The organism is Janthinobacterium sp. GW458P (assembly GCF_002127585.1).
GTDB lineage: Bacteria > Pseudomonadota > Gammaproteobacteria > Burkholderiales > Burkholderiaceae_D > Janthinobacterium.
Genome location: NZ_NEGZ01000014.1, coordinates 51,521 through 78,058, shown reverse-complemented (window position 1 = coordinate 78,058; position 26,538 = coordinate 51,521). Strand labels below are relative to the sequence as shown.

General features: G+C 65.1%; 23 protein-coding genes. 11 read left to right on the top strand and 12 right to left on the bottom strand.

From position 1 onward, the window contains the following. The first annotated feature begins 196 nt into the window (after positions 1 to 196). Entirely contained in the window at positions 197 to 1,540 is a 1,344-nt protein-coding gene (gdhA, locus tag CBW50_RS10985) for an NADP-specific glutamate dehydrogenase (RefSeq protein ID WP_086145572.1), read from the top strand. A gap of 60 nt (positions 1,541 to 1,600) precedes the next feature. Here the strand turns inward: gdhA and CBW50_RS10980 are convergent, their stop codons facing one another. After that, entirely contained in the window at positions 1,601 to 2,158 is a 558-nt protein-coding gene (locus tag CBW50_RS10980; RefSeq protein WP_086145571.1) for a flavin reductase family protein, read from the bottom strand. 178 nt (positions 2,159 to 2,336) lie between these two features. On the opposite strand from CBW50_RS10980, the gene CBW50_RS10975 reads away from it, so the two are divergent. Together CBW50_RS10975 and CBW50_RS10970 are read left to right on the top strand one after the other, a co-directional pair. Next, entirely contained in the window at positions 2,337 to 2,966 is a 630-nt protein-coding gene (locus tag CBW50_RS10975; protein ID WP_086145570.1) for a head GIN domain-containing protein, read from the top strand. A gap of 43 nt (positions 2,967 to 3,009) precedes the next feature. Continuing rightward, positions 3,010 to 3,807, top strand: a complete 798-nt coding sequence (locus CBW50_RS10970; RefSeq protein ID WP_086145569.1) for an enoyl-CoA hydratase — start codon at positions 3,010 to 3,012, stop codon at positions 3,805 to 3,807. 135 nt (positions 3,808 to 3,942) lie between these two features. Here CBW50_RS10970 and CBW50_RS10965 read toward each other — a convergent pair whose 3' ends face one another. The 5 genes from CBW50_RS10965 to CBW50_RS29745 all read right to left on the bottom strand — a co-directional run bounded on the left by CBW50_RS10965 (position 3,943) and on the right by CBW50_RS29745 (position 10,099). Further along, a complete protein-coding gene (locus tag CBW50_RS10965) occupies positions 3,943 to 4,680 on the bottom strand; it encodes an AIM24 family protein (RefSeq protein ID WP_086145568.1) in 738 nt (245 codons plus the stop codon). Positions 4,681 to 4,683: 3 nt separating this feature from the next. After that, a complete protein-coding gene (locus CBW50_RS10960; protein WP_086145567.1) occupies positions 4,684 to 5,325 on the bottom strand; it encodes an AIM24 family protein in 642 nt (213 codons plus the stop codon). Positions 5,326 to 5,342: 17 nt separating this feature from the next. Further along, the gene (locus tag CBW50_RS10955; RefSeq protein ID WP_212592260.1) at positions 5,343 to 5,960 is read right to left on the bottom strand and encodes an AIM24 family protein; all 618 of its coding nucleotides are present in this window, start codon (positions 5,958 to 5,960) and stop codon (positions 5,343 to 5,345) included. A 154-nt stretch (positions 5,961 to 6,114) separates the two neighbouring features. Then, positions 6,115 to 9,279: a S8 family serine peptidase gene (locus tag CBW50_RS30185; RefSeq protein WP_086145566.1), complete on the bottom strand. Its 3,165-nt coding sequence runs from the start codon at positions 9,277 to 9,279 to the stop codon at positions 6,115 to 6,117. 1 nt (position 9,280) lies between these two features. After that, positions 9,281 to 10,099, bottom strand: coding sequence for an NF038120 family PEP-CTERM protein (locus CBW50_RS29745; protein ID WP_193068926.1), 819 nt, complete (start codon positions 10,097 to 10,099; stop codon positions 9,281 to 9,283). Positions 10,100 to 10,541: 442 nt separating this feature from the next. Here CBW50_RS29745 and CBW50_RS10940 point away from each other — a divergent pair, with 442 nt between their 5' ends. Next, positions 10,542 to 11,453, top strand: a complete 912-nt coding sequence (locus tag CBW50_RS10940) for a histidine kinase (protein WP_086145565.1) — start codon at positions 10,542 to 10,544, stop codon at positions 11,451 to 11,453. Continuing rightward, positions 11,450 to 12,109, top strand: a complete 660-nt coding sequence (locus tag CBW50_RS10935) for a response regulator transcription factor (protein WP_086145564.1) — start codon at positions 11,450 to 11,452, stop codon at positions 12,107 to 12,109. Before CBW50_RS10940 ends, CBW50_RS10935 begins: the two co-directional genes overlap by 4 nt. Here the strand turns inward: CBW50_RS10935 and CBW50_RS10930 are convergent. Further along, on the bottom strand, positions 12,106 to 14,607 hold the full coding sequence (locus CBW50_RS10930) for a TonB-dependent receptor (RefSeq protein WP_086145563.1): 2,502 nt from the start codon (positions 14,605 to 14,607) through the stop codon (positions 12,106 to 12,108). The two genes, CBW50_RS10935 and CBW50_RS10930, sit on opposite strands and share 4 nt — an antisense overlap. Positions 14,608 to 14,712: 105 nt before the next feature. Beyond that, a complete protein-coding gene (locus CBW50_RS10925) occupies positions 14,713 to 15,174 on the bottom strand; it encodes an Lrp/AsnC family transcriptional regulator (RefSeq protein WP_086145562.1) in 462 nt (153 codons plus the stop codon). Positions 15,175 to 15,273: 99 nt separating this feature from the next. On the opposite strand from CBW50_RS10925, the gene ilvB reads away from it, so the two are divergent. Then, positions 15,274 to 17,049, top strand: coding sequence for a biosynthetic-type acetolactate synthase large subunit (gene ilvB / locus CBW50_RS10920; protein WP_086145561.1), 1,776 nt, complete (start codon positions 15,274 to 15,276; stop codon positions 17,047 to 17,049). A 113-nt stretch (positions 17,050 to 17,162) separates the two neighbouring features. On the opposite strand, the gene CBW50_RS10915 is transcribed toward ilvB, so the two are convergent. Then, the gene (locus tag CBW50_RS10915) at positions 17,163 to 18,020 is read right to left on the bottom strand and encodes a helix-turn-helix domain-containing protein (protein WP_226936314.1); all 858 of its coding nucleotides are present in this window, start codon (positions 18,018 to 18,020) and stop codon (positions 17,163 to 17,165) included. Between the two features lie 148 nt (positions 18,021 to 18,168). On the opposite strand from CBW50_RS10915, the gene CBW50_RS10910 reads away from it, so the two are divergent. From CBW50_RS10910 to CBW50_RS10890, 5 genes are read left to right on the top strand one after another with little or no spacing between them, the layout of a single operon-like run. Continuing rightward, on the top strand, positions 18,169 to 19,623 hold the full coding sequence (locus CBW50_RS10910; RefSeq protein WP_086145614.1) for a cytochrome P450: 1,455 nt from the start codon (positions 18,169 to 18,171) through the stop codon (positions 19,621 to 19,623). Between the two features lie 36 nt (positions 19,624 to 19,659). Continuing rightward, positions 19,660 to 20,121, top strand: coding sequence for a GNAT family N-acetyltransferase (locus CBW50_RS10905; protein ID WP_086145560.1), 462 nt, complete (start codon positions 19,660 to 19,662; stop codon positions 20,119 to 20,121). Continuing rightward, positions 20,118 to 20,477, top strand: a complete 360-nt coding sequence (locus CBW50_RS10900) for a nucleotide pyrophosphohydrolase (RefSeq protein WP_086145559.1) — start codon at positions 20,118 to 20,120, stop codon at positions 20,475 to 20,477. The genes CBW50_RS10905 and CBW50_RS10900 overlap by 4 nt, the downstream gene beginning before the upstream one ends. 49 nt (positions 20,478 to 20,526) lie before the next feature. Then, the gene (locus tag CBW50_RS10895; RefSeq protein ID WP_086145558.1) at positions 20,527 to 21,327 is read left to right on the top strand and encodes a hypothetical protein; all 801 of its coding nucleotides are present in this window, start codon (positions 20,527 to 20,529) and stop codon (positions 21,325 to 21,327) included. Next, positions 21,324 to 21,632, top strand: coding sequence for an outer membrane protein assembly factor BamE (locus CBW50_RS10890; protein ID WP_086145557.1), 309 nt, complete (start codon positions 21,324 to 21,326; stop codon positions 21,630 to 21,632). Before CBW50_RS10895 ends, CBW50_RS10890 begins: the two co-directional genes overlap by 4 nt. A 75-nt stretch (positions 21,633 to 21,707) precedes the next feature. Here CBW50_RS10890 and CBW50_RS10885 read toward each other — a convergent pair whose 3' ends face one another. From CBW50_RS10885 to CBW50_RS29740, 3 genes are all read right to left on the bottom strand, one after another. After that, positions 21,708 to 23,372, bottom strand: coding sequence for a PAS domain-containing methyl-accepting chemotaxis protein (locus tag CBW50_RS10885; RefSeq protein ID WP_086145556.1), 1,665 nt, complete (start codon positions 23,370 to 23,372; stop codon positions 21,708 to 21,710). Positions 23,373 to 23,810: 438 nt separating this feature from the next. Further along, the gene (locus CBW50_RS10880; RefSeq protein ID WP_086145613.1) at positions 23,811 to 25,961 is read right to left on the bottom strand and encodes a DEAD/DEAH box helicase; all 2,151 of its coding nucleotides are present in this window, start codon (positions 25,959 to 25,961) and stop codon (positions 23,811 to 23,813) included. A 200-nt stretch (positions 25,962 to 26,161) separates the two neighbouring features. Further along, positions 26,162 to 26,407, bottom strand: a complete 246-nt coding sequence (locus CBW50_RS29740) for an alpha/beta fold hydrolase (protein WP_193068925.1) — start codon at positions 26,405 to 26,407, stop codon at positions 26,162 to 26,164. Positions 26,408 to 26,538 lie beyond the last annotated feature (131 nt).

Sequence of the window (26,538 nt, the reverse complement as noted above, 5' to 3'; positions counted from 1 at the left end):
AGCAGCCAAACCTGCAATCATGACCGCAACGCCAGCCTTCGGGCTGGCGTTGTCGTTTCCCCACGCAGCTTTCGCAGAGTCCTGAAAACTCCCCACAATGTAGCAGAAACCCCTCAAAACCAAATTTCCGCACCATTTTTGTGCAAAATCTGCGATGATAGTTGCCCAAATAACCGATTACCTCCATGGAATTCTGATGAAATACGCATCTGCCCACGAGTATGTCCAGCATGTCGCCGCACGCAATCCAGGTCAGCCCGAGTTTCTGCAAGCCGTCACCGAAGTCATGGAGAGCTTGTGGCCGTTCCTCGAGCAGCACCCGAAATACGCGGAACAAGGCTTGCTGGAACGCTTGATCGAGCCGGAGCGCGTGGTGATGTTCCGCGTGTCGTGGGTCGATGACCATGGGCAAGTACAAGTGAACCGCGGCTACCGCATCCAGCACAGCATGGCCATCGGGCCGTACAAGGGCGGCATCCGCTTCCACCCGTCCGTCACCCTGTCCGTGCTGAAATTCCTCGCCTTCGAACAGACGTTCAAGAATGCCCTGACCACGTTGCCAATGGGCGGCGGCAAGGGCGGCGCCGATTTCGATCCGAAGGGCAAGAGCCCCGGCGAAGTGATGCGCTTCTGCCAGGCGTTTGTCAGCGAACTGTTCCGCCACGTGGGCTCGGACACGGACGTGCCGGCCGGCGACATCGGCGTGGGCGGGCGCGAAGTGGGCTATATGGCCGGCATGATGAAAAAGCTCAGCAACCGCGCCGATTGCGTGTTTACGGGCAAGGGCGCCAGCTTCGGCGGTTCGCTGATGCGTCCGGAAGCGACGGGCTACGGCACCGTGTATTTCGCCGAAGAAATGTTGAAAACGCGGGGCCGCTCCTTCGAAGGCATGCGCGTGTCCGTCTCCGGCTCGGGCAACGTGGCGCAGTACGCAGTGGAAAAAGCCATGGCCATGGGCGCGAAAGTCATCACCGTCTCCGATTCCAGCGGCACCGTCATCGACGAAGCCGGTTTTACGCCGGAAAAGCTGGCCATCCTGATGGAGGTCAAGAACCATCTGTATGGCCGGGTCAGCGATTACGCCGCGCGCACGGGCGTGCGCTTCGAAGCGGGCGTGGCACCATGGCATGTGCCGGTCGACATCGCCCTGCCCTGCGCCACGCAAAATGAACTGAACATCGACGACGCGCGCCTGCTCATCGCCAATGGCGTGCAATGCGTGGCCGAAGGCGCCAACATGCCCACCACCATCGAGGCGGCGAAAGCGTTCGAGGCGGCCGGCGTGCTGTATGCGCCGGGCAAGGCCAGCAATGCGGGCGGCGTGGCCACGTCCGGCCTGGAAATGAGCCAGAACGCGGCCCGCATTTCCTGGCCGCGCGAGGAAGTCGACGCGCGTCTGCTGCAGATCATGCAAGGCATCCACGCCGCATGCAAGCAGTACGGCACGCGCGCCGACGGCACCGTCAGCTATGTGGATGGCGCCAATATTGCCGGCTTCGTGAAAGTCGCCGATGCCATGCTGGCGCAGGGGGTCATTTGACCCAATGACAAAATCTGGGGTCGGACCCTCAGGGTCCGACCCCGGCCCTTGCGTTTGGGGTTAACGCATCTCGGGCTTCATCAGGCTCTTGCGGCTGATGGTCCGGCCCGACACCATGAACTCGCCATTGCCCCGGTAATGCAGGGTTTCGGGCAGCTTGGGCGAAGTGGCCACGTGGGCTTTCACGCACTCGAAGATGAAGAAGCCGCCCTTCGGGTTGCCCGCCACCTGGGCCAGCTTGCATTCGAAGTTGGCGTAGCACTCGGCGATCAGCGGCGCGCCCACCTGCTCGGCCGGCTGCGCCGTCAAGCCGAAGGCGGCGAATTTGTCCGTATCTTCGCCGCTGCAATTACCGATGGCGACCATCTGGTCGACCATGTCGGCCGTGGGCAGGTTGATCACGCATTCCATGCTGCGCTTGATCATTTCATAGCTGTGGTTGGCGTCGGAAATGAAGCAGCCCAGCAACGATGGTGACAATTCCATCAGCATGTGCCAGGCCATGGTCATGACGTCGCTCTCGCCCTTCCAGGTGGAACTGACGAGCACCACCGGCCCCGGCTCAAGGAAGCGCCGGATATCGGCGACGGGGTAATCTTCTTTGTGATAATTTTTCATGCAGTCTCCAGGACGCGGTACGCCATAGCATAGCCGAACGGCGCCGCGCCAGGCGCGCGGCTGGCCGGCGGCGGAGCTGTCTCATCCATGCCGCGATTTGTGCCGTTCGTCGCAAATTTCTCCACCTTGGAGATGTTGCAACATAGAATACACTGATCAACTACTCGAGGAAACCGCCATGCGCCATCTGTTCCAGTTGTCCGTCCTGTCCCTTGCTTTCGCCGCGCCCCTCGCGCATGCCGACGAGCAGGCGCGCACGGTCGGCGCCTTCAACGCCATCGATATCCGCGGCCCTATCAGCATCGAAGTGGAATCGGGCAAGGAGCAGACCCTGCTGCTGCGCGGCGACCAGAAATTCCTCAGCGGCGTGATCACGGAGGTGGTCGACGGCGAGCTGAAAATTTCCATGAAGGACAAGGACATCAAGAAGACCGAGGGCGACCCGCGCATCATCATCACCATGCCCACCTTGCGCAAGCTGATCGCGGAAGGCGCGGGCGAGAAGATCTTGACCAAGCTCAATGGCCCAAGAGTCGACATCAGCTACAAGGGCGCGGGCCGCCTGGCCGCCGATGGCCAGGTCGACTGGCTGCGCCTGAAGGCGCAAGGCGTGGGCGAAGTCGACACGAAAGCCTTGCTGGCAAAGAATGTCGACGTCAATTTCGACGGCATCGGCTCCGTCAAGGTGTATTCCTCGGGCGAACTGAACGCCGTCGTGCGCGGCATGGGCGAACTGATTTATTACGGCAAGCCGAAGATCGTGCACAAGTCGATCGCCGGCATCGGCAGCGTGAATGCCGCCAAGTAAGTTTTCCTGAAAATAACAAGGCCATCAGGCCGCTGGAGACCGCATGACCGCTTTGCAAGATACCGATGCGCCGCTGGTGCTGCGCGACGAGCACGATGGCCTCGTCACCCTGCGTTTGAACCGCCCCCTGCAATTCAATGCCCTGTCCGAAGCCATGCTGGCGGCGCTGCAGGCCGAACTCGACCTCATCGCGCAGCAGCCCGACGTGCGCTGCGTGGTGCTGGCCGCAGAAGGCAAGGCGTTTTGCGCGGGCCACGATTTGCGCCAGATGCAGGCCACGCGCCAGCTTGCGTATTATCAAACCCTGTTCGCGCAATGCTCGCGCGTGATGCAAGCCATTCAAACCTTGCCCGTGCCCGTGATTGCCCGCGTGCACGGCATCGCCACGGCGGCCGGCTGCCAGCTGGTCGCCAGCTGCGACCTGGCCGTGGCGGGCGCGTCCGCCCGCTTTGCCGTGTCCGGCATCAACGTGGGCCTGTTCTGCGCCACGCCGTCCGTCGCCCTGTCGCGCAATGTCTCGCCCAAGCGGGCCTTCGACATGCTGGTGACGGGCCGCTTCATCGACGCCGACACGGCCGCCGACTGGGGCCTGATCAACGAAACCGTGGCCGACGCGGCGCTCGACGAGGCCGTGGCGCGCCTGGCGCAGCAGATCATGGCGAAAAGCCCGACGGCCATCCGCTACGGCAAGGCCATGTTCTACCGGCAGCGCCAGCTGCCGCTGGACGAGGCGTATGCGTATGCGGGCGACGTGATGGCGCGCAATATGATGGAAGAGGATGCGGAGGAAGGCGTTGCCGCGTTTTTGGAGAAACGGCCGCCCGGCTGGGCGCGGCCTTGAGTACCTGACCGAACCTACTGCGCGTCGGTATAGGCAGCCTGCGATGCTCACCGTACTTCAGTACGGTTGCGCTTCTCGGCTACCTCTCCCTTCCGCTCGCTACGGTTCTGTCAGGTACTCTTGGACTTCCTGGTCTTAACGACTGTCCTTCATCTGCTGCTGCACGGAAAGACTCAGCTTGCCCAGGTCTTCCTTGCCCAGCAGCGGCAATTGCGCCAGCAGCTGCATCAGGGTGGAACTGCCCGTCACGTCCAGTTCGGACGACTGCACCAGCACCGTGCCGGCGCCCGTGAAGTCGATCTGCTTTTCCTCGCCCGACAAGGTAAAACCCGTGAGTGCGCCGGCGGCCGAGGCCCAGCCCTGCACGTGGGCGTAGTCGTAGTGATACGACGGGCTGGGGCAATCGGCCCAGCCCAGCACGGCCTGCTCGTCCACGCGGCACGGCAATTCCAGGAAGTGCACGGGGCCGTTCGACGAGGCAATCACTTTGCCCGTGCCTATCATGGTGAGATAACCGGGCAAGGTCGATTCCTGGCAGATCACGTCCTTGGTAAAACCCAGCAGGTTTTTCGCGCGGATGGTCATGTTGGCGTCGTCCAGGTCGTAGCAGGCCAGGTCGTTGCCGTTGTCGCCCAAAATTAATTGGCCCTGGCCTTGCGCCACGACAAAGTGATGCACGTATTTCGGCGCATTGAAGGCATTGCGCACGATCAAGTCGAGCACGCTGCTGCCCATGGCTTCGAAGCGCAGCTCGCCATAGAAGGCGATCATCTTGCCCTTGCGAATGAAGATCTGTTCCTTGACGTCGATGACATACGAAAAACGGTTCAGCTTATCGTTCTTCGGCAAGGTATCGGGGGTGTAAATCGTCATGGCTTACCTTTCGCTCGCTTGGATGTAGACCGTGCCCTGGCCCGTGAACTTCACCTGGTAGGATTCGCCGGACGCCTGGCCGACGAAGGTTTTCCAGTTCAGGTCCGTGACGATGGTCGAGCCCAGCTGCCCCGTGTGGCCGATATACGCTTGCGGATCGACAAAGACGGGCACATCCGGCGTGACGGGCAAGCCGATGGCATTGCCGTCGGACAAAATCGCCACTTCGCCCGTGCCTTGCAGGGTGGTGGTAAACAAGCCCTGGCCCGTGGCCATGCCGCGCACCACGCCCTGCACGCCGCCCTGGTTGCCCAGGAACATGGTGCCGGCCGTCAGGCGCGCATCGAAGGCCAGCAGGGAGTCGCTTTCCACATAGAAAGTTTCGCCGCGCACGGGGACGATGGTGACGAACAGGCCGCCCTGCGCATAAAACACGCTGCCCGTGCCGCGCGCCGACATCAGGGCGTAACCCTCGTTCGTGACGGCGCGCATGGCCAGGCTTTGCACGCCCTGGCCGGCCAGGAAGGAGCGGCTGAACGCCACGTCGCCCTGGTAGGACACCATGGCGCCCTTGCGCGCGTACACTTCTTCATTGCCGAGTTTGACCTCAAGCATCTTTTCATTGATCTGCTGATAGACAGGCATGGCGGGTCCTCGCTGACTTAACGTTCGGCGGGCTGGATGAACACCACGCCCTGGCCTGTGAATTTATGCTGGTACGATTCGCCCGAGCTCTGGCCGATCATGGTGCGCCAGTTGACATCAAAAACGAATTCCTGGCGGATATCGCCCTTGAAGCCGACGAAGGCATCCGGGTCCACGCGCAGCGGGTGAGAAGGCGTCACTTCCAGCATGATCAGGTTGCCGCGCGAAATGACGGCCAGGTTGCCGTGGCCTTCGACGGTGGTGGAAAACAGGCCCTGGCCGGAACTGGCGCCGCGCAGGCCCGCAAAGCTGGTGCCCGTCTTCAGGCCCGTGTCGTAGGCCAGCAGGCTGCTGCTTTCGATGGTCAGCTTTTCGCCGGCCAGCGCCATGACGGTGATCTCGGCCGCATTCTGCGCGAAAAACACCGTGCCGCTGCCTGAAGCCTGCATCAGCTGCATGCCTTCGTTCGTCACCTTGCGCTTGAGCGCGCCGAAGATGCCTTCGCCGCCCAGCAGGGATTTCTCAAATTTGATGCTGCCCGTGTAGGCGACCATGGCGCCGGCAATCGCCAGCACTTTTTCATCCTGCAGGCGCACTTCCAGCAGGCGGTCGGTATTGGTGCGGAAACTGGTCACGCGCGACTCCCCAAGAATGCCAGGGCACAAAGCCATGGCTGTTCGACAAGATACCGGGGGCGTTGCCTCCATGCAAGTGCTATTCCTCCCGGACGGGGTGCGTGCATAAAAAAGGCGCGCCCGGAGGCACGCCTTTGTTCGTACCATGAACGACTTACTCGGCCAGTACCGGCCTGGCGCTACGCGCGTTCTGGAACAGCGGCACGGGATCATTGGTATTGACCTCGACCACCGTGACGCCCTGCACCACGCCGCCCACCTGGTAGCCGACGGCGCCCAGGTGGCGCTTGCCTTCGGCCAGGTTGGACCAGCTCAGCGAGACAGACGCCGTGCCGCCCACGTAGGCCGTCCCCGGCATCAGCGCCTTGAAGTTGCCGTTGTTCAAGCCCGGCGCCAGCACCCACGACGACAGGGTGTAGTCGGCCTGGCCGTTTTGCGGCGCGAAACCGATCACGCACACCTTGTAGGTGCCGGCGGCGGGCAGGCGCAGTTCCACTTGCTCATTGGAACTTTCATTGCCGCTGCTGCCGACCAGCACATTGGCGGCGTTGTAGACCTCCATGTCCATGTCGGTATTCGCGCCGCCCGTCGTTTCCGCGTCGTAGGTGGCAAAGCGCGCCGCCAGGGTGCCGGCCGGGACCACCACGTTGTGCACGTTCACGCCCGTGGCGCCGCCGGCCTTGCAGGCGGCCGAAGCGGCGGCGCCCGTCGCCGCCTGGCCGATCGTGCGCGACTCGCGCACGGCTTCGACGAGACCCGACTTGACGCCGACCAGCGCGCCCGTGAAGCCCGTGCCCAGGGTCAGCACCTTGCTGCCCGAGGCCGCTTCGCTGCTGACCAAAGGAATGGCGGCCAGCGAGGTGCCGCGCGCCGTCAGCGGGCTGCGCACCGTGTGCGTGCCATCCGTCCAGCTCAGGGCGCCGTAGGTCCAGGTATTGGCCGGCGCCGTGGTGCGCGTCAGCTTGACCTGGTACTGGCCCTTGGCGCCGGGCGCCAGGCTCAGGCTCGCGGGCGTCACCGCCACCGTGTAGCCGGGCAGGCTGGCCGAGACGTTGTAGACGGCGCTGCTGGCGCCCACGTTCGTCACCGTGCGCGTCAGCACCTGCGTGCCCAGCACGTTGGCCGCCGTCAGCGACGCCAGGTTCAGGTTGTAGGCGGGAATGGTGCCGACGGCCTGGCAGGTGGCGGCCGTGTAGACCTTCAGGTTCAGGCCGCACAGGAAGCGCGCATAGTCGATTTCCGACATGTCGTACACGAGGCCGGGATCGGCCGCGCTGTTGGGCGCGATATGGCCGGCGCCCTGGCCCCATGGCAGCTGGCCCGACGTCTTCGCCGTGGCATCCCACGACACGGAACCGTTCAAGCCATCGGAATACGTGCTGAAGGCCGTCGTCATCAGCGCCGACTTGATGGCCGCGGGCGACCAGCTCGGGTGCTGCTGCTTGAGCAGCGCCGCCACGCCGGCCACGTGCGGGCTGGCCATCGAGGTGCCGGAATAGAAATCCCACTCCGCCGCCGGCGCCGCGCCGCCGGCCGCCACGGCGTCGCGCTGCGCCGGCGTCAGGTCGGCCGTCACGCCGGCCAGCACGTTGGTGCCGGGCGCGGACAGGTCCGGTTTCAGAATGTTTGCGTTGGCCACGTTCGGCCCGCGCGAGGAGCGGTCGCTGACGATGGGCGCCTGCACCGTCGTGTCGGCAATCGTATGGATTTCGCCCAATGCCGCCGCGCCATCGGGCGTCGCCGCCATGAAGGCCTTCAGCGCGTCGCCCTGCGCCTGCGCCAGGTGCACGGTCGACAGCACGTGCGCCTGGTTGATGACGGTGTTGGCGCCGCCGGCCACGTTGGCGATGACCACGCCCGCCGCGCCCGCCGTCCTGGCGTTCGCGCTCTTGTTGACCAGCACGTTGCCGCCACGGTCGCACACGAGCACCTTGCCCGCCACTTTCGCCGGGTCCAGATACGCCGGGGCGGCATCGGCCGCGCCGAAGCAGCGCAGCAGGTTGACGTCCGTCGGCGGCACGCCGGCCAGGCCCGCGTCGCGCGAGCGGATCAGCGGCAGCGCCGGCGTATTCGCGTTGCTCGATGCGCCTTCCAGCTTGCTGCCGTTGCTGAGGATGACATTGCCCGCATACAGGCGGTTGTGGGTGGAATTGGCCACCGTTGCCAGCCAGGGGCTGATGTGCGAGACGGGCGCCGGCACGTCGGGCGCCGGCGTGGCCGGGCCGGAATTGCCGCCGGAGGTGGCGACGAACACGCCGGCCGCCGCCGCGCCGAGGAAGGCGACTTCCGTCGGCTCGTCGAAGGCGCCGCCGCCCGCGTTCGGGCCGATGGAAAAGTTGATGACGTTGACGCCATCCTTGACCGCCTGGTCGATGGCGGCCACGCTGTCGGCCGTGGCGCAGCCGTTGCGGCCCGTCGAGGCGGCCGTCCAGCAGACTTTATAGGCGGCGATGCGGGCGCGCGGCGCCATGCCGGAAGCCTTGCCCAGCGACACGCCGTTCGAGGTGGCGATGGCGCCATTGTTGCCGCCGGCCGTGGAGGCCGTGTGCGTGCCGTGGCCGCCGTGGCCCGTCAGGCCGGCAACGGAATCGCGCGGCGACAAAAATTCCGTCCAGTGCAGGGCCGACGTGGCGGCGCGGTAGTAGCGCGCGCCGATCAGCTTGTTGTTGCAATTCTCGGCGCCAAAGCCTTCGCCCGTCTGGCAACTGCCCTGCCAGCTGGCCGGCGGCGCGCCGTACACGACATTGCTGCCGCTGTGGCTGGGCACGCCGTTCTCGTCGAGACGGTCGGCAAAGGCCGTGTTCTCGGGCCAGATGCCGCTGTCGACGATGCCGATGATGATGTCTTCGCCCGCGTGCGTCTTGCCGCCCAGCTGCTCCCAGATGCCGCCCGGCTTGTCCAGGCCCAGGAAAGTGGGCGTGTAGCTGGTGTCGAGCTGCAGGATGGAGTCGGCGCTGATGCTGGCCACGCCGCTGTTCTTCTTCAGGGCCCGCACTTCATCGTCCGTCAGCAGGGCGGAAAAGCCGTTGAAGACGACGCTGTACTGGTGCGTGATCTGCGCCGCGCCGACGGTTTCGGCCACGGCGGCCTGTTTGCTGTCGAGATAGCTCAGGTAGGCCTGCACGTCGGCGGCGCCCACGTTGATGCGCGCGCCCGGGGCCGGCCTGGTGGCGGCCAGGCCGTCGACCTGGCCCGTGTAGGTGGCGGCCGGCTTGTCGACCAGTTGCACGATGTAGGAGCGGCGTTCCTGCGCCTGCGCCGTTTGCGCCAGGCTGGCGGCCAGCAGGAGGATGGCGAGGGAAACGGGACGTAGTTTCATCTCACGCTCCTTGCACGGTGAACGCGGCGAACTTGCCGCTGCGGCGGCGCGCAACCATGCCGATGGCGCCCAGGCCGGCCAGCAGCAGCATATACGTCGACGGTTCCGGCACGGCGCTGATATTGATGTTGTCGAGCGCGAACTGGCCCTGGTTAAAGGCGGGGAAATCGAGGGAATTGCTGCATACGCCAGTGTCATTGAAAATGCAGGCGCTGAAGGTCAGGCCCGTAAACGCATGGTTGCCGAAGCCGCTCAGCAGGGAAGCGCTCTGGAAATGGTAATTGCCATCGCTGCCCTGGCCGGGAAACGCCAGCGAGGTGCTGATCACCTGGCCGTTGCTGAGGGTGCCGCTCAGCTGCAGCTGGCCCCACTGCATGTCGGGCAAGCCGGAGACGGGGGCGATGAAGGAATAGTCGAAACCGGCCAGGCTGAACGCCTGGTGGTCGGCGCGCGAAAAATTCACGCCGCCATCGTTGAGGATGGCCAGGTAATTGCCGGTGGCGCCCTGCGGGCAGGCGGCGATATCGCACGACGAGCCCACGCGGCCATCGAGGATGGCGCCCACGCCGCTGACGCCGCCGCTGGCCGCCGTCGTCGGGTCGGCCAGGAAATGCAGGTTGTAGCTCGAGGTATTGAGCGTCTGCCCGCTTGCATACACGTCGGGACGCAAGCTGTCGAAGGTCAGGATGCTGGCCGTGGCGGACGCCGAAGACAGCAGCGCCAGCGTGGCCAGGGCGGATAACAGGGTTGTGCGACCGCGGGTAGCGGAGCGATGGACGGTGGCGGGCGATACCCGCACTGCACATGATGAGCGATTCATTCTGGTCCCTTGATTGTTGTGGATAGAGAGGTCGGCAGGTCTGGCGCCCGCTTGCAGCTTTTTCACAAAAGTGCCAATAAATATAGCAAATTGCATAAAATAAATATCATATTTTTAATATCATTTATTTATTTTTTATCTAACATCCCGAAACTTTGTTTTGTCTCGTCTATGAACATTTGACGAATCTCAACGTTACATCCGCACAACGGCCAGCGCGTCGTCAAACGTGCGCGCCTGCATCTGCCGGCAACTTCGGATAAGCTGGAAAACCGCGCCTGGCGTCAGCGTCACGGCGCACCGTCACATCGCGGTACACCTGTTCCATCCTGGAACACCCCGCCCGGCCCCGCCGCCCATGCGGCGCGCCCACGCCCGCCCGGCGGCGGTGGCATGAAGATTGCAGAACATCGGCATCGACCGTGCTCGGGGAGCGTGCATCATGGAACACTATCAATTGAGCGCCCGGGCCAGCACGCGCGGCAGGCCGGCACGCGCCGTCCTGCTGGCCTGCGTGCTGGCGCCGGCGTTTTTCCTGCTGGCCGCCAGGCTGGACCTGTCGGAAAGGCTGGCGCGCGCACTCTGGCGCCAGGAGCACTGGCAACTTGACGAGCTGGCCCTGAGCCTGCTGCTGCTGGCGCTGGCGCTGGCCGGCTTTGCCGTGCGGCGGGGGCGCCAGGTGGCGGTCCTGCTGGCGCAAAACCGGGCGCTGACGCAGCGCCTGATGCGCGCGCAGGAAGACGAGCGCTGCGCGCTGGCGCGCGAGCTGCACGATGAAGTGGGACAGGATTGCACGGCCATCCGCGCCGCCGCCAGCTACATCCTGCGCGCGCGCGACGGCGACCAGGCAAATGTGCAGGCCTGCGCGGCCAGCATCGCCCGCTCGTCGGAAGCGCTGCATGCGATGGTGCGCACCATGCTGCGCCGGCTGCGCCCGCCCGCGCTCGACAGCCTGGGACTCGATGCGGCCCTGCAGGCGCTGTGCGACAGCTGGGCGCAGCAGCACGGCATCGCCTGCCGCTACGCGTCGCACGCCATCCCCGCCGGCCTCGACGACAGCACGGCCACCGCCATCTACCGCCTGGTGCAGGAAGGCTTGACGAACGTGGCGCGCCACGCGGGCGCTGACAGCGCCACGGTGGAATTGCGCGCCGATGCGCACGGCATCCTGCACCTGACCATGGAAGACAATGGCCGGGGTTTGCGCCAGGACAACACCGAATACAGCGGATTCGGCATGCTGGGCATGCGCGAGCGCGTGGCGGGCATGCGCGGCCATATCCGCTGGATCAGCGCGCTGGGCAAGGGCCTGCGCATCGAAGTGGCGATGCCCCTGACGGCTGGCGCGGCATGAACGCGGCGCTGGCCCCGATCCGCGTGATGCTGGTGGACGACCACCCGGTGGTGCGCTCCGGTTACCGGCGCCTGCTGGAGCAAGGCGGCGACATCGCCGTCGTGGCCGAGGCGGGCAATGGCGAAACGGCGTATGCGCTGCACCAGGAACAGGCGCCCGACGTCTGCGTGACGGACTTGTCCATGCCCGGCATCGGCGGCCTGGAATTGCTGCGCAAGCTGCTCGCGCGCGATGCCAGCGCCCGCGTGCTGGTATTTACCATGCACGACACGCCGCAGCTGATCGCGCGCGCGTTTGAGGGTGGCGCCTGCGGCTTCGTCAGCAAGCAGGCCGACCCGGAACACCTGGTCGACGCCGTGCGCGCCGCCCACGCGGGCCGGCGCTACCTGGACCCGCACAGCGCGCCCGCCGTGCTGCAGGGCACGGCCCGCAGGGAAGCGGACCGGTTGAGCAGCCTGAGCCAGCGCGAATTCGAAATCTTCCGCCTGCTGGCCGCCGGCCGCAGCGCCGCCGACTGCGCCCGCCTGCTGCACCTGAGCAGCAAGACGGTGGCCAACCACCAGACCTGCATCAAGGAAAAGCTCGACGTGCCCGGCCCCGCCGCCCTCGTCCACCTGGCGCTGCGCAATGGCATTATTGAAAATACCCACCCTTAAAATGCATAGCGCAGGCCCGCATTCACGCTGCGCGGCGCGCCGGCCGCGTAAAACGTCGCGTTGACCATCGGATAGTCGCCGTTCACGGCGGGCAGCGGGCGGGCGGCGAAATTGCCGCTGGCGTCGAAGCCCGTGGCGCCCAGCTGGGCCGCCGTCGCATACTTGCGGTCGAACAGATTATTCACCTGGGCGAACACGCTCAGGCGCGGCGTCAGCTGGTATTTGCCGTTCAGCTCGACCACGGCGTAGCCGCCGCTCTTGCCGGACCCCAGGTAAGACGGGCCGCCCGCCTGGTGCCGGTTGTTTTCATTGCCGCGCGCGTAAGCGCTCGACACGGCCGTCATGGCCAGTCCCACCGTCCAGTCGCGTCCGCCCTGATAGTCCATGTGCGCTTTCAGGATATGGCTGGGCGTCAGCGGTATCCTGTTGCCGGGCGTGATGACGATATTGCCTTCCAGGCCGGGAGCCGGCGCATCGCTGCTGCTGTTGGCGCTGCCGTTGACGGTTTCGCGGCTTTGATACGTCGCCTGCAGCCATGTGTAGTTGACGCCGAAGTCCAGCGCGCCGGCCTTGCCGTCGGCCGCCAGCTCCACGCCCTGGTGGCGCGTCTTGCCGAAATTCTTGAAGTAGCCGAAACCGGCCTGGTTGTCGGCCACGAACAGGATATCGTCGTGGTTTTCCGCGCGGAACAGGCCCGCGCTCCAGCGCGCCACGTCGCCCCATGGTCCGCGCAGGCCCGCTTCCCACGTCTTGGTGACGACCTGTTTCAAGGGCGGGTCGCCGGCCATGGCGTTGGGCAGGCGGCAGGGGTTTTCCGGGTCGGCGCAACCGAGTTCGATGGCCGTCGGCGTGCGGCTGCCTTCGTTGTAGCCGAGGTAGGCGCTCACGCCCTTCGCCGGCGCATAGGCCAGGCCGATGGCGGGATTGAAGCGGCTGAAACGGTGGTCGCCGTCGAGCGAGCCGCTGCCGCCGCCCGGCGTGATGGCGTCGCGGTTGCGCACGGTGCTGCGGTTGTAGCGGCCGGAGACGGTCAGGGTCAACGCTTGATTCAGCGCCATGCTGTCGCTCGCATACACGCTCCACGTGCGCATGCGCCCGCTCAAGTCGACGCGCTTGTCGACGGGCGTGCCGTCGTCGTCGATTTGCGTGCCGTCGGCGAAGAAGTTGACGGGCGTGATGCTGCGGTCCGGGTTCAGATAGCCGAACTGGCTGCTCTGGCGGAACGTGGCGTGGCTGGCATCGAAGGCGGCGCCGGCCGTGATGCTGTGGCGCGCGCCGGCCAGGTCGGCCAGCACGGTGAGCTGGCCTGACAAGCCATAGTTTTCCTGCTCGGTATGGCTGCGGTTGAGCATGCCGTTGCATTTTTCGGCCGGTTCATCGTTGAGCAGCACGTTGGCGATGCAGCGCCATTTCGGGAATGGCGTATTGCTTGCATTCGCCCCGCTGGCGGGAAAGCCCGTGTAGCCGGCCGCCGCCAGCGCCGCCCGTTCGGCCGCGCCGGGCTGGTAGACGGACTGGTCGAGCGACTCGTCGTTCAGGTCGCCGTTAAACGTGTGCGTGTCGATCTTGCGGTAGTACACATTGCCGGAGAGCAGCAAGCCAGCGCCGGCCTGGTGCCTGCCGGTCAGATTCAACAGAGTGGACTTGTTCTGCGTCAAATCGGGCTTGGTGTAGACGCTGCGGTAGTCGCGCGCCAGCATGCGCTGCTCCTGCAAGCCGTTGCCCGTCAGCGCATTGTCCGCGCGGGCCACGGTGACGGCGATATCCGTGCGCGCATCGCTCCAGCCCAGCTTGCCAAACACCTGGCGCACGTCGGACGGGGAATCGTCGCGCCAGCCGTCTTCGCTGAAACGGTTGCCCGTCACGTACCAGTGCCAGCCGCTGGCATGGCTGCCGCCATGCTCGAATTCGACAGCACGCCGCTGGTGCGAGCCCAGGCGCGCCTCGACGGCCGCGCCGGGGCTGCTCTTGCCATCCTTGGTCTGCAGGGCCAGCGCGCCGCCCAGGGTGTTCAGGCCGAACAGGGGGTTGGAGCCAGGCATCAGGGTCAGCGATTCAATCGCCATGCGCGGAATCAAGTCCCAGCTGACGACGTCGCCGAACGGCTGGTTCAGGCGCATGCCGTCCAAGTACACGGACAGGCCTTGCGGCGTGCCCAGCAGGGGCGAGGCCGTATAGCCGCGGTAGCTGACGTCGGGCTGGAAGGGGTTGTTCTGCACCTCGTTCACAACCACGCTGCCCAGGTTGCGGCGCAGGAAGGCGGAAATGTCGAGCGCGCCACTGGCGGCGATCTGCTGCGCGCCGGCCGTCTGCACGGGCGCGGCCAGGGCATCGCGCGGCTGCTCCACGGTGGGCAGCGGCATGCTGCCCGTGATGATGACTGTCGGCAAGTCGCCCGAGGCAGCCAGGCTGATGGCCGCGCTGGCGTCAGCGGCAAGGTCTGCGGCCTGCGCCTGGCACAGCGCCATGGCGGCGGCGGCCAATAAAGTCAGTTTCATGCGTATCCCCGTTTTTATCGTGGTTTTTATGACTGTCCAGTATCGGACAGCCACCGGGGATGGGCTAGGGAAAAACTCCCGCCGTGCCGGGCAAGGGTAACAAAGTCAACGCTGCAAAGGCAGGTAACTCTGCTTAAGCTGGCGCAACACAAAGCTCGATTTGCTGTGGCGGATGCCGGGAATTTTATACAGGCGCTCGCGCAGCAGGCGTTCGTAGTCGCGCGTGTCGCTGACGGCAATGCGCAGGTAGTAATCGTAGTCGCCCGAGACGAGAAACGCTTCCAGCACTTCCGGGATCATGGCCAGCGCGTGGCCGAACTCGAACAGGGCCTGGTCGGAATGGTCGTCCAGCGTGACTTGCACGATGACGGTATCGGCCAGCCCCACCTTGGCCGCGTTGACGTTCACCGTATAACCCTCGATGACGCCATCGTCCTCCATGCGCTTGATGCGCGCCCAGCACGGCGACGAGGTCAGGCCCACCTTGGCGCTCAGCTCGTGCAGGCTGATGCGGGCATCCTGCTGCAGGGCCGCCAGGATGGCGAGGTCGAATTTATCCAGCTTCATTCTGTTCTTTCACTATTTTGCAGCAAATTTTGCTCAATAATGCATTCTATACGAGAAAACCAGCAGCCTTTTCTGCCGCATCAGGCAGAAAATAAGGCCATGAAACCCGATCCCGCTCCCCTCCTCGCGCACGCCTCCCACAACGGCGCCAGCACCCTGATCGACACCCTGCTGGCGCTCGGCGTCGACACCGTCTTCGGCTACCCGGGCGGCGCCGTGCTGCCCCTGTACGATGCGCTGCACGCCCAGCCCCGGCTGCGCCATATTCTCGTGCGCCACGAACAGGCGGCCGTGCACGCGGCCGAAGGCTATGCGCGCAGCACGGGCCGGCCCGGCGTCGTCTTCGTCACGTCCGGCCCCGGCATGAGCAACACCACCACGGGCTTGCTCGACGCCCTGTGCGATTCGATCCCCGTCATCTGCATCAGCGGCCAGGTGGCCACCACCAGCATCGGCACCGACGCCTTCCAGGAATGCGACGCGCTGGGCATTTCGCGCCCCGTCACCAAGTGGAACCGGCAAATCCGCGCGGCCGACGAAACGGCCGACGTCGTGCGCGAAGCGTACGCGCAAGCCACGCAAGGCCGGCCCGGCCCCGTGCTGGTCGACTTTCCCAAGGATCTGCAGCTGGCGCCGGTGCAGGCAACAACGGTGCCTGCCCCTTGCGCCCCGGCCCCGCTGCCGCCGCCGGCAGCCTCCGATCTCGAACAGGCCGCCAGCCTGATCGCCGCCGCCCGCCGGCCCGTGTTCTATGGCGGCGGCGGCCTCGTCAATTCCGGCCCGGAGGCCTGCGCCGCGTTTCAACAACTGGTGAAACTGGCGGCCGCGCCGTGCACCCTGACCTTATTGGGCCTGGGCGCCTTTCCCGCCTCGCACCCGGCCTTCCTCGGCATGCTGGGCATGCACGGCACGCTGGAGGCGAACCTGGCCATGCACCATGCCGACCTGGTCATTTGCGTCGGCGCCCGCTTCGACGACCGGGTGACGGGGCGGCTGGACGCCTTTTGTCCTGGCGCAAAGGTCATCCACATCGATATCGACCCGGCGTCCATCGGCAAGGTGGTGCGCGCCGACGTGGCCCTGCGCGGCGACTGCGCGCCCGTGCTGGCCGCGTTGCTGGCGCAGCTGCGCGGGCGGTTGCTGGCGGACCGCCAGCCGTGGTGGCGGCGCATCGACGGCTGGCGCGCGCAGGACTCGCTGGCGTTCGACGATACGCCGGACGTCATCGCGCCGCAGGCGCTGATGCGGCGCCTGCAGGCGGCGCTCGACAGCATGGACAGCGGCGACGCCCTCGTCTCCACCGACGTGGGCCAGCACCAGATGTGGGCGGCGCAGCATCTGCGCTTCGAGCAGCCGCGCCGCTGGCTGACCTCGGGCGGCGCCGGCACCATGGGCTATGGCTTGCCGGCCGCCATAGGCGCGCAGATCGCCCACCCCGAAAAATGCGTGGTGTGCGTCAGCGGCGACGCCTCGATCCTGATGAATATCCAGGAACTGGCCACGGCCGTGCAGCACCGTCTGCCCGTCAAGGTGGTGTTGTCGAACAATGGCTACATGGGCATGGTGCGCCAGTGGCAGGAACTGATACACGGCGGGCGCTACAGCCACAGCTACACCGAAGCGCTGCCCGATTTCGTCGCCCTGGCGCGCGCGTTCGGCTGGCAGGCGCGCACGGTCTCCCGGCGCGAGGAACTCGACGCAGCGCTGGCGGACTGCCTGGCATCGAGCGGCCCCTACTTCCTTGACGTGCGCGTGCACGGCGCGGAAAACTGCTTCCCCATGCTGGCGCCCGGCGCGGGGCACCATGAAGTCACTTTGGCAAAAGGCGTGGTATTTCAAGAAAAAAATAGCATTACTCAGCGTCCCGATGCCTGACAAAACCGTAGCGGGCGGAAGGGAGAGGTGGCCAAGAAGCGCAACCGTACTGTAGTACGGTGAGCATCGCAGGCCGCCTATACCGACGCGCAGCAGGTTTGGTCAGGCATTCACTACGCCCATATCCGGTAGACCCAGTAGCTTTCATCGTCGCGGATGGCGCGCGCCAGCTCGGTGGGGCTCAAGCCCGTGATTTCGCGCGTCTCGCGGCAGAAATGCGCCTGGTCGGCGTAACCGCCGCTGGCGGCGATATCGGACCATGACACCGCGCCCTGCAGGATGGCGCCGCGCTCGTCGAGGAACAGCTGTTCCGCGCGGCGCATGCGGCGCAAGGTGCGCATGGGCTGGCCGGCCCAGGCCTTGATGCGGCGCTCGATATGGCGCACGCTGCTGGCCAGCCCCGTCGATGCGGCCTGCACGCCCAGGCGGCGCACCCAGTCCTGCACGGCGCCGGCAGGATGGTCGCTGCCCTTGCGCGCCGCCAGCCAGCGCGGCGCGAGAAAGTCTTCCACCAGGCTGACGCGGGCGGCATCGTCGGGCGCGGCCAGCACGGCGTCGGACAGGGCCAGCCAGTCCGTGCCAAACACGGCGTCGAGCGGGCGGAACCGGTCCAGCAAGGCATCCATCGATACGCCCGTCAAGGCATGCAGGGCGGCCGGATAAAACATCACGACAAACGAGTGCACGGGACCGGGGTTGTAGCTGACCAGCGGATACGAGCGGGGGCCGCCGAACAGCGCGGGCGGCATGCGCACGTCCGGCAGCGACAGGCCCGGCCCGGCCGCTTCCACGTCGCCGGCGACGGTCCAGATGATGCTGCACATGGGCGCGGCGGGAAAACGGTTCAGGCGCTGGGCCGGCGGCAGGAGCGCGCAGCCCGTGGTGTCGCGCACGAGGATGGCGCGCACGCAGGAAGCGAGCGCGGCGCGCGGCGCGATCAAACGGGTCAGGGGCAGAGGGGCGGCAGGCATGGCGACGATTGTACCGGCAATTGCGCATGCCGCGCGATGTCGTATTCGTTCAATACAGGCGGTCCGCAATCGCGTAAAGTATGACTATAATTGCAAGCAAATCTTGCAAGCCATCCTCGTACTTTCACCGTATCGTCAGGAGATGTTCATGCCGCCACTCGACCATGCCGCCGCGCCCGCCGCCCCCCCCGCCATCGCGCGGCCCTTGCGCCAGATCCGCCGCCTGCCGGGGCCATTCGCCCTGCCCATCGTCGGCAACAGCCTGCAGATCAAGCTCACGCGCATCCACCGCGACGTGGAACAGTGGGTGCGGCGCTACGGCCCCTACCTGCGCGCCTGGTTCGGCCGCACGCTGGTGCTGGTGGTGGCCGACAGCGAGGCCGTGTCCGCCGTGCTGCGCGACCGCCCCGACGGTTTCCGGCGTCCGCTCAGCAGCTCCATCGTGTCCGAGGAAATGGGCGGCATCCCCGGCCTGTTCCTGGCCGAAGGCACGGAGTGGCGCAACCAGCGCCGCATGGTCATGGCCGGCATGGCGCCCGGCGCCATCAAGGCCTATTTCCCCGCGCTGGTGACGGTGGCCCAGCGCCTGCAGCGGCGCTGGCATCTTGCCGCCACGCAAGGCCAGGCGATCGACCTCGACGGCGACCTGAAGCGCTACACGGTCGACATCATCGCCGGCCTGGCCTTCGGCACGGAAGTCAATACGCTCGAATCGGGCGAGGACGTGATCCAGCGCCACATGGACGACATCCTGCCCGCCGTGGCGCGGCGCAGCCTGTCCATGTTCCCGTACTGGCGCTACGTCAAGCTGCCCATCGACCGCCGCCTGGACCGCGACGTGGCGGCCCTCTCCGCCGCCGTGGCCGGCCTGGTGCAGCAGGCGCGCGCGCGCATGGCGCACGATCCGGCGCGCCGCGCGCGCCCGCCCAACCTGCTCGAGGCCATGATCGCCGCCGCCGACCTGGAAGGCAGCGGCGTGAGCGACCGCAATGTCGCGGGCAATGTGCTGACCATGCTGCTGGCGGGCGAAGACACGACGGCCAACACGCTGTCGTGGATGATTTATTTGCTGCAACGCAACCCGCACACCCTGGCGCGGGCGCGCGAGGAAGTGCGGCGCCTGGCGCCCGACGTGGGCGCCTTCACGATCGAGCAGATGGACAGCCTCGACTACCTGGGCGCCTGCGCCAGCGAGGCCATGCGTTTAAAACCCGTGGCGCCCTTCCTGCCCGTCGAGGCGCTGCGCGACACGGTCATCGGCGACATCGCCGTGCCGGCCGGCACCCTCGTGTGGTGCGTGATGCGCCACGACACGGTGTCCGATAGCCACTTTCCCGACGCGCAGGCGTTCAAGCCCGAGCGCTGGCTGGCCGATAGCGAGGAAGTCAACGACAAGCGCGCCGCCATGCCCTTCGGCGCCGGCTTGCGCACCTGCCCGGGCCGCTACCTGGCCTTGTTGGAAATCAAGATCGCCATGGCCATGCTGCTGGGCAGCTTCGACCTCGCCGGCGTCGATACGCCGGACGGCGGCGAGGCGCAGGAATTGATGGGGTTTGTGATGTCGCCCATCGGCCTGAGCATGCGCCTGGCGCGGCCGCAGTGATACCATGGGGGCATCTCAGTCAACGTACTTTCCACCATGCAAATTCACCTGGAATCGCCGCGGCAAGCCGACGTGCAAGCCTTGATCGCCGAGCTTGATGCATATCAACAAACCCTGTATCCGGCCGAGTGCGTCTATTCGCTGGACCTGGCGTCCCTGCCGCCGGACACCCTGCTGTTCGCCGTCGCCCGCGATCCAGAGGGCGCGGCGCGCGCCTGCGGCGCCATCGTCGTCACGCCCGATTTCGGCGAGGTCAAGCGCATGTACGTGCACCCGGACAGCCGCGGCCTGGGCCTGGCCAGGCGCCTGCTGGCCCTGCTGGAAGAGCAGGCGCTGGCGCGCGGCTGCCGCTTGCTGACCCTGGAAACGGGCATCCACCAGCCCGAGGCCATCGCCCTGTACGCGCGCCAAGGCTACCAGCGGCGCGGGCCGTACGGCGAGTATCGCGACGATCCGTTCAGTGTCTTCATGGAAAAGCCGCTGCGGGCGGCCGCATGAGCGCGCCCGCCGACAGCCTGCTCGACATCCGCGCGCGCCTGCGCGCCTTTGCCGCCGTGCGCGACTGGGACCAGTTCCACACGCCGAAAAACCTGGCCATGGCCCTGTCCGTGGAAGTGGCGGAACTGGCGGAGCATTACCAGTGGCTGCCCACGGGCGCGGACGCCGAGCTGGACGAAGCCAAGCGCACGGGCATCCGCCACGAACTGGCCGACGTACTGATGTATCTGGTACGCCTGGCCGACAAGAGCGGCGTTGACCTGCACGCGGCCGTGCTGGAAAAAATGGCACTGAATGCGCAGAAATACCCGGCGCAGCAGGTGCGCGGCGACGCGCGCAAATATAGCGAATACTGAAATACCCATCCGTGCGTGGCTGCCGCGCAAAAAGGCGTAGCATCAAGCCATGCGCACTCCTCTCTCCTTGCTGCTCGCTGGCTTGCTCGCTGGTCCACTGTCCAGCGCTGTTGCACTGGCGCAAACCGCGCCCGTGCCGCAAGTAAAAGTGGACGCCACGCGCGACCCCGTCGACAAATCCTACCGCAAGATGCTGCAGGGCGTGGAGCGCTTCGAGCGCGACCATGCACTGGCGCCGCAGGCCGTGCTGCGCTTTCGTTTGCTGCCGCGCCAGCCCGGCGTGGACATGACGGGCGTGCAGCTGCGCATCGCCGGCGATACCGTCAGCATCCCGCTCCCCTTGGCAGAGGACAACAGCTTTGCCCCCGTGCGCAATGCGCAGGCGGCGCGCGAAGACGCCGTGCTGCTCGCCAACCGCAGGGCTTCCACCATGAGCTGGCGCGCGCAGGTCATCACGCCCGGCTTGCCGCCCGGCACGCGGCGCCTGGGCGACCTGCGCCTGGAATGCCGCGCCGGCATGGATTCCGGCCTGATCTCGAACGACCCGCAAATCATCGCCTGGCTGTCGAGCATGCTCTACAGCACCGACAAAGTGTGTTCCGAGCCGGACGGCAATTATCTGTTCTTCACGGAGCGGCCCCTGTTCGGCGTCACCCTCGTGCATGGCGAACGCCGCCTGGCCCTGCCGTTCGCCATGCTGTATGCGGGCGGCGAGCAAACGCCCGCCTCGCTGCCGTATTGCGATTGCCAGGTCTTGCTCGACCGCACGTATTACGCGCCCCTGTGGGATGCCAGCTGGCCCGACGACACCCTGCTGGAATTTGACTACATGGACGAGGTGGCGCCATGAAATGGCTGCTGATCGCCATGCTGGCGCTGCTGGCCGCCTGCTCCGGCACGCGCGCCTTGCAGGCAAGCAAGAACGTGCCTTACGCCACCCTGGAACAGGTGGTGCGGCCGGGCAGCAGCACGCGCGAACAGGTGCGCGCCGCACTGGGCGACAGCACGGCCATCCGCTTCGACAGCGGCAAGGAAGTGTGGATGTACAGCTACCCGGCCGCCGCGGGCGCGCAGGGCGAATATGTGATTCTGTTTGGCGGGGACGGCGTGGTGAAGAAGGTGCGCAGCGGGGAAGTGTATCGGGTGAAGCAGTAAAAGTACCCCAAAAGCAAACTGGGGGGAATGCTCCCAATGGGAAGCATTCCGCTCACGCAGTGACTGCCCCCGGCACTAACCGGGTTGGCGCGCCTTCAGCAAGGCCCGCGACGCCACGCCCGCGCCCGCGCCGCGCCCCGCGCCGGCCACCTTGCGCTTGGGCGAGGCCTTCAATTTGAAGATGCCGATCGACTTGGCCACGCTGTCGGTGCGCTGCGCCAGATTGGTGGCGGCGGCGGCGGCCTGCTCCACCAGCGCCGCATTCTGCTGCGTGATGCCATCCATGTGGATGACAGCCTGGTTGACTTGCCCGATGCCCTGGTTCTGCTCGCGCGTGGTCGAGGAAATCTCGTCCATCACTTCCGTCACGCGGGCCACGGAGGCGATCACTTCCGTCATGGTGGCGCCCGCATTGCTGGTCAGCACGCTGCCCGCATTCACGGTGGCGATCGAATGGTCGATCAGCTGCTTGACTTCCTTGGCCGCCGTCGCCGAGCGTTGCGCCAGGCTCCGCACTTCGCCCGCCACGACGGCGAAGCCGCGGCCGTGCTCGCCCGCGCGCGCCGCTTCCACGGCCGCGTTCAAGGCCAGGATGTTGGTCTGGAAGGCGATGCCGTCGATCAGGCCGATAATGTCGAGAATCTTGCGCGACGAGGTGCTGATTTCGTCCATCGTGGTGACCACTTCGCTGACGATGGTGCCGCCCTTGGCCGCGATGGTCGACGCCTGCGCCGCCAGGTCGTTGGCCGTGGACACGTGATCGGCGCTGTTCTGCACGGTCGACGTCAGTTCTTCCATGCTGGCCGCCGTCTGCTCCAGGCTGGATGCCTGCGATTCCGTCCGGCTGGACAAGTCCATATTCCCCGTGGCAATTTCCGCCGTGGTAATGCGGATATCCTCGAAATTGGCGCGCACGTCGCCGATAATGCTGTGCAGGTTGATATTCGTCTGGCGCAAGGCCGCCATCAATTGACCCATGTCATCATCACGCACCTTGTCGATGACGCCCGTCAAATCGCCGCCTGCCATCTTGCGCGCCGCCGTGATGGCGTCGCCCAGCGGCGCGACGAGAGAGTTGTGCAGATGGACCCAGAAATACAGCATCAGCGCCACGGCGGCGGCGGCAGCGCCGCTGAGCCAGCTGCGCGTGGCCGTGCTTGTCTCACCGTCGATACTCCACACGGCGCAGCCGAGGATGGCCAGCACCACGCCGAAGACGGCGCAATGCAGGGCGATGTCCTGCGACAGGCTCAGCTTGCGCCACTCGGCCAGCCTGGCGGCCCAGCCCTGGCGCACGACGCGGCCATTGCGGATCGCCAGCCTGGCGCTATTGCCGTCTTTAAAACTTTTATACAGGGCTGCCGCTTCGTTGACCTGCTCGCGCGTGGGCTTGGTGCGCACGGACATATAGCCGATCGGGCGGCCGTTTTCGATGACGGGCGTGATATTGGCGAAGACCCAGTAAAAGTCGCCGTTCTTGCAGCGGTTCTTGACCATGCCCGTCCACGGCATGCCCGTCTTGATGGTGTCCCACAGGTCGGCAAACGCTTCGGCCGGCATATCGGGATGCCGCAGGATATTCTGTGGCGCTCCCAGCAGTTCCATTTCTGAAAAGCCGCTGACTTCAATGAAATACTGATTGGCGTAATTGATGTTTCCCTGTAAATCCGTGGTGGAAACAATCGTCATGCCGTCATTTAATACGTATTCATTTTGCGTGATAGGCGTGTTGACCCGCATCGTCGCTCCTCTATTTTTTTCAACTAGCATAACAAAAACATAAAAACAATATACCACATCAAGCACCCACGAGATATCGCCCCGGCGACAATGACGCCAGTCAAACAATATAATAAAAATCAATTCATTTATGTTTTATGATTTACTTTGACTCAACTTGATTGATTTTATTGAAATGCAAAATTCAAATTGCGCACATGCGCAATAATTAATAAAAAATTATGTATCGATGTGGCGGGCAATAAACATGGCGCTTGCGCCGATTAAAAGACGCGCAGCGGACGCAATACAGGCCGGCGCGTGGCTACGCCTGCCTGCAACCATAGCGCGGCAACCATGTTCATTTCTTGAGGGAAAATAAAAACTGGCGCGAATGCGCCAGTGGGGAGATATGTCTCCAATCCGCGACACAGGCGCCGCAGCGCCCGTGGGGATGGCTTACTTGAACGTTTTGCGCGGCGACTTCGGACGCGGTGGCGCAGGCTTGCGCTCCGTCGTGCCGTCATCGAGGCTGATGCGCAGTTTCTGGCCCGAGACCACGACCGATTTCAGGTGGTCGAGGATTTCCGGCGGCATTCCTTCCGGCAAGTCCAGCACGCTGTAGTTGTCAAAGATATCGATGCGGCCGATATGCTTGGCTTCCAGGTTCGCTTCGTTGGCAATGGCGCCGACGATGTTGCTTGGCGTCACGGCGTGCTCACGGCCCACTTCGATGCGGTAAGCCGTCACGCCCGGGCGTGGGCGCTCCTTCTTCGGCGCGCGCGGCGCAGGCGCAGCGTCGCCCGCGTCCGCTGGTGCATCCTTGAACGCTGGCGCGGACTTGGCGGCAAACGGCTTGCGCGGCGCGGCTGGCGGCGCCAGGTCCGGCGCGTCGCCGTCACGGCTGATGCGCAGCTGCTGGCCCGCCACCCACACGGTTTTCAGCTGGTCCAGCAATTCTTTCGGCATGCTGTCCGGCAAGTCCAGGACGCTGTAGTCATCATAGATTTCGATGCGGCCGATGTTTTTCGAATCGATGCCCGCTTCGTTGGCGATGGCGCCCACGATATTGCCCGGTTTTACGCCATGTTGATGACCTACCTCAATACGGAACGTCTGCATGCCGGCGTCGGCCGGGCGCTGGATGCGTTCCTTCTTCGGGAAGGCCGGGCGCTCGCTGCGCTCGAAGCGGTCGCCGCGGTCGAAACGCTCGTTGCGCTCAGGGCGGTCGAAGCGGTCCTGGCGCACGGGACGGTCATCCTGCCACGTGGCTTGCTCGCGCGCCTTGTTCTTGTCCAGCAACAAAGGCACATTGCCACGCGCCATCTTCGCCAGCGCGGCGGCGATTTCGATGGCGGGAATGTTCTGTTCGCGTTCAAAATCCTCGATCAGCGACTGGAACTGTTCCAGTTCGCCCAGGGCCAGGGTTTCGCTGATCTGTTCCTTGAACTTGGCGATGCGCACGTCGTTGACGGCCTGTATCGTCGGCAGTTCCAGCATGCCGATCGGCTGGCGGGTCGAGCGCTCAATGGCTTTCAACAAGTTCTTTTCACGCGGGGTGATGAACAAAATCGCTTCGCCGCTGCGGCCGGCGCGGCCCGTGCGGCCGATGCGGTGGGTATAGCTTTCCGGATCGTGCGGCACGTCATAGTTGACGACGTGGCTGATGCGCTCGACGTCCAGGCCGCGGGCGGCCACGTCGGTTGCCACGAGGATGTCGATCTTGCCGTCCTTTAATTGCTGGATGGTACGCTCGCGCTGCGCCTGCTGGATGTCGCCATTGATGGCGGCCGCCGAGAAACCGCGTGCCTGCAGCTTGCTGGCCAGCTCTTCCGTGCCCAGCTTGGTGCGGGCGAAGATGATCATGCCGTCAAACGCTTCCGCTTCCAGGATGCGCGTCAGCGCGTCGAGCTTGTGCATGCCCGACACGAGCCAGTAGCGCTGGCGGATGTTGTCGGCCGTGCCCGTCTTGGCGGCCACGGTCACTTCGGCCGGGTTCACCAGGTAGGTGGTGGCGATGCGCTTGATGACGGAAGGCATCGTGGCCGAGAACAGGGCCGTTTGATGGCCGTCCGGGGTTTCTTTCAAGATACGTTCGACGTCGTCGATAAAGCCCATGCGCAGCATTTCATCGGCTTCGTCGAGCACCAGCGTCTTCAGCTTGGACAGGTCGAGCGAGCCCTTGTCCAGGTGATCGATGACGCGGCCAGGGGTGCCGACGACGACGTGCACGCCGCGGCGCAGGGCCGACAGCTGCGGGCCGTAGCTTTGGCCGCCGTAGATCGGCAGCACATGGAAGCCGGGAATGTGGGCGGCATACACCTGGAACGCTTCGGCGACCTGGATGGCCAGTTCGCGCGTCGGTGCCAGGACCAGGGCTTGGGGTGAGCTTTGTTTCAGATCAATGCGCGACAGGATAGGCAAGGCGAAGGCGGCGGTCTTGCCCGTGCCTGTTTGCGCCTGTCCCAGCACGTCGCGGTTGGCGAGCAATAATGGAATCGTGGCCGCCTGGATAGGCGACGGTGTTTCGTAACCGACATCCTTGAGCGCGCGAACCAGCGGCTCGCTCAGGTTAAGGTCGGAAAATAAGGAAATTGGTGTATCAGACATGAAATCACTCACAAGTTCGCTCGAATCGCCCAATGCGAAAGAGTGTATCTGCTAGTTTACTCTTTACTGGACCATACCGGGTGGACACAGGCCGCAGAACGCCGTTTTTTGCCATCGACAACGCAGAAAAATCGGCGATCCGCACGCAATTGGTGCAAAAACCAAGCAATATTATATGTTTTACAATAGATTCGGCTGTTTTACAGGTGCGCTTCGATATTGCTTGCCGCATCGACCGAGTGGCGCAGGAACTCCAGCAAGTCTTCGTTCAGGCGGTCCCTGTGCGTCGTCGCCAGGCCGTGCGAAGCCAGGTAAAACATCTGCTCTTCCCAGGCGTCGGACGACAGGGGCCAGCCGTGGCTGAAGACGACGGGCGCGCCGCTGCGCCTGTCCTTGTAGCAGACCAAGGTAGCGTCGGCGGTACGCAAGGTGTTACTCGATTGCAAGTCGGCGGCTAGTCATGGAACGCTCCTGGTCGGCGGGCCAGCGGCCATTGTGGCCGCAATGGCGCGCGCATGCCGCGCGCTACGCTGGAGCATTGCGGTAGAGTAAGATTGCCGCTGCTTTGCTTTCCCGT

Excerpts from the sequence above, each read along its gene's own strand:
- gdhA (WP_086145572.1), top strand. The coding sequence starts at position 197 with ATGAAATACGCATCTGCCCACGAGTATGTCCAGCATGTCGCCGCACGC.
- CBW50_RS10980 (WP_086145571.1), bottom strand. The coding sequence starts at position 2,158 with ATGAAAAATTATCACAAAGAAGATTACCCCGTCGCCGATATCCGGCGC.
- CBW50_RS10975 (WP_086145570.1), top strand. The coding sequence starts at position 2,337 with ATGCGCCATCTGTTCCAGTTGTCCGTCCTGTCCCTTGCTTTCGCCGCG.
- CBW50_RS10970 (WP_086145569.1), top strand. The coding sequence starts at position 3,010 with ATGACCGCTTTGCAAGATACCGATGCGCCGCTGGTGCTGCGCGACGAG.
- CBW50_RS10965 (WP_086145568.1), bottom strand. The coding sequence starts at position 4,680 with ATGACGATTTACACCCCCGATACCTTGCCGAAGAACGATAAGCTGAAC.
- CBW50_RS10960 (WP_086145567.1), bottom strand. The coding sequence starts at position 5,325 with ATGCCTGTCTATCAGCAGATCAATGAAAAGATGCTTGAGGTCAAACTC.
- CBW50_RS30185 (WP_086145566.1), bottom strand. The coding sequence starts at position 9,279 with ATGAAACTACGTCCCGTTTCCCTCGCCATCCTCCTGCTGGCCGCCAGC.
- CBW50_RS29745 (WP_193068926.1), bottom strand. The coding sequence starts at position 10,099 with ATGAATCGCTCATCATGTGCAGTGCGGGTATCGCCCGCCACCGTCCAT.
- CBW50_RS10940 (WP_086145565.1), top strand. The coding sequence starts at position 10,542 with ATGGAACACTATCAATTGAGCGCCCGGGCCAGCACGCGCGGCAGGCCG.
- CBW50_RS10935 (WP_086145564.1), top strand. The coding sequence starts at position 11,450 with ATGAACGCGGCGCTGGCCCCGATCCGCGTGATGCTGGTGGACGACCAC.
- CBW50_RS10930 (WP_086145563.1), bottom strand. The coding sequence starts at position 14,607 with ATGAAACTGACTTTATTGGCCGCCGCCGCCATGGCGCTGTGCCAGGCG.
- CBW50_RS10925 (WP_086145562.1), bottom strand. The coding sequence starts at position 15,174 with ATGAAGCTGGATAAATTCGACCTCGCCATCCTGGCGGCCCTGCAGCAG.
- ilvB (WP_086145561.1), top strand. The coding sequence starts at position 15,274 with ATGAAACCCGATCCCGCTCCCCTCCTCGCGCACGCCTCCCACAACGGC.
- CBW50_RS10915 (WP_226936314.1), bottom strand. The coding sequence starts at position 18,020 with ATGCCTGCCGCCCCTCTGCCCCTGACCCGTTTGATCGCGCCGCGCGCC.
- CBW50_RS10910 (WP_086145614.1), top strand. The coding sequence starts at position 18,169 with ATGCCGCCACTCGACCATGCCGCCGCGCCCGCCGCCCCCCCCGCCATC.
- CBW50_RS10905 (WP_086145560.1), top strand. The coding sequence starts at position 19,660 with ATGCAAATTCACCTGGAATCGCCGCGGCAAGCCGACGTGCAAGCCTTG.
- CBW50_RS10900 (WP_086145559.1), top strand. The coding sequence starts at position 20,118 with ATGAGCGCGCCCGCCGACAGCCTGCTCGACATCCGCGCGCGCCTGCGC.
- CBW50_RS10895 (WP_086145558.1), top strand. The coding sequence starts at position 20,527 with ATGCGCACTCCTCTCTCCTTGCTGCTCGCTGGCTTGCTCGCTGGTCCA.
- CBW50_RS10890 (WP_086145557.1), top strand. The coding sequence starts at position 21,324 with ATGAAATGGCTGCTGATCGCCATGCTGGCGCTGCTGGCCGCCTGCTCC.
- CBW50_RS10885 (WP_086145556.1), bottom strand. The coding sequence starts at position 23,372 with ATGCGGGTCAACACGCCTATCACGCAAAATGAATACGTATTAAATGAC.
- CBW50_RS10880 (WP_086145613.1), bottom strand. The coding sequence starts at position 25,961 with ATGTCTGATACACCAATTTCCTTATTTTCCGACCTTAACCTGAGCGAG.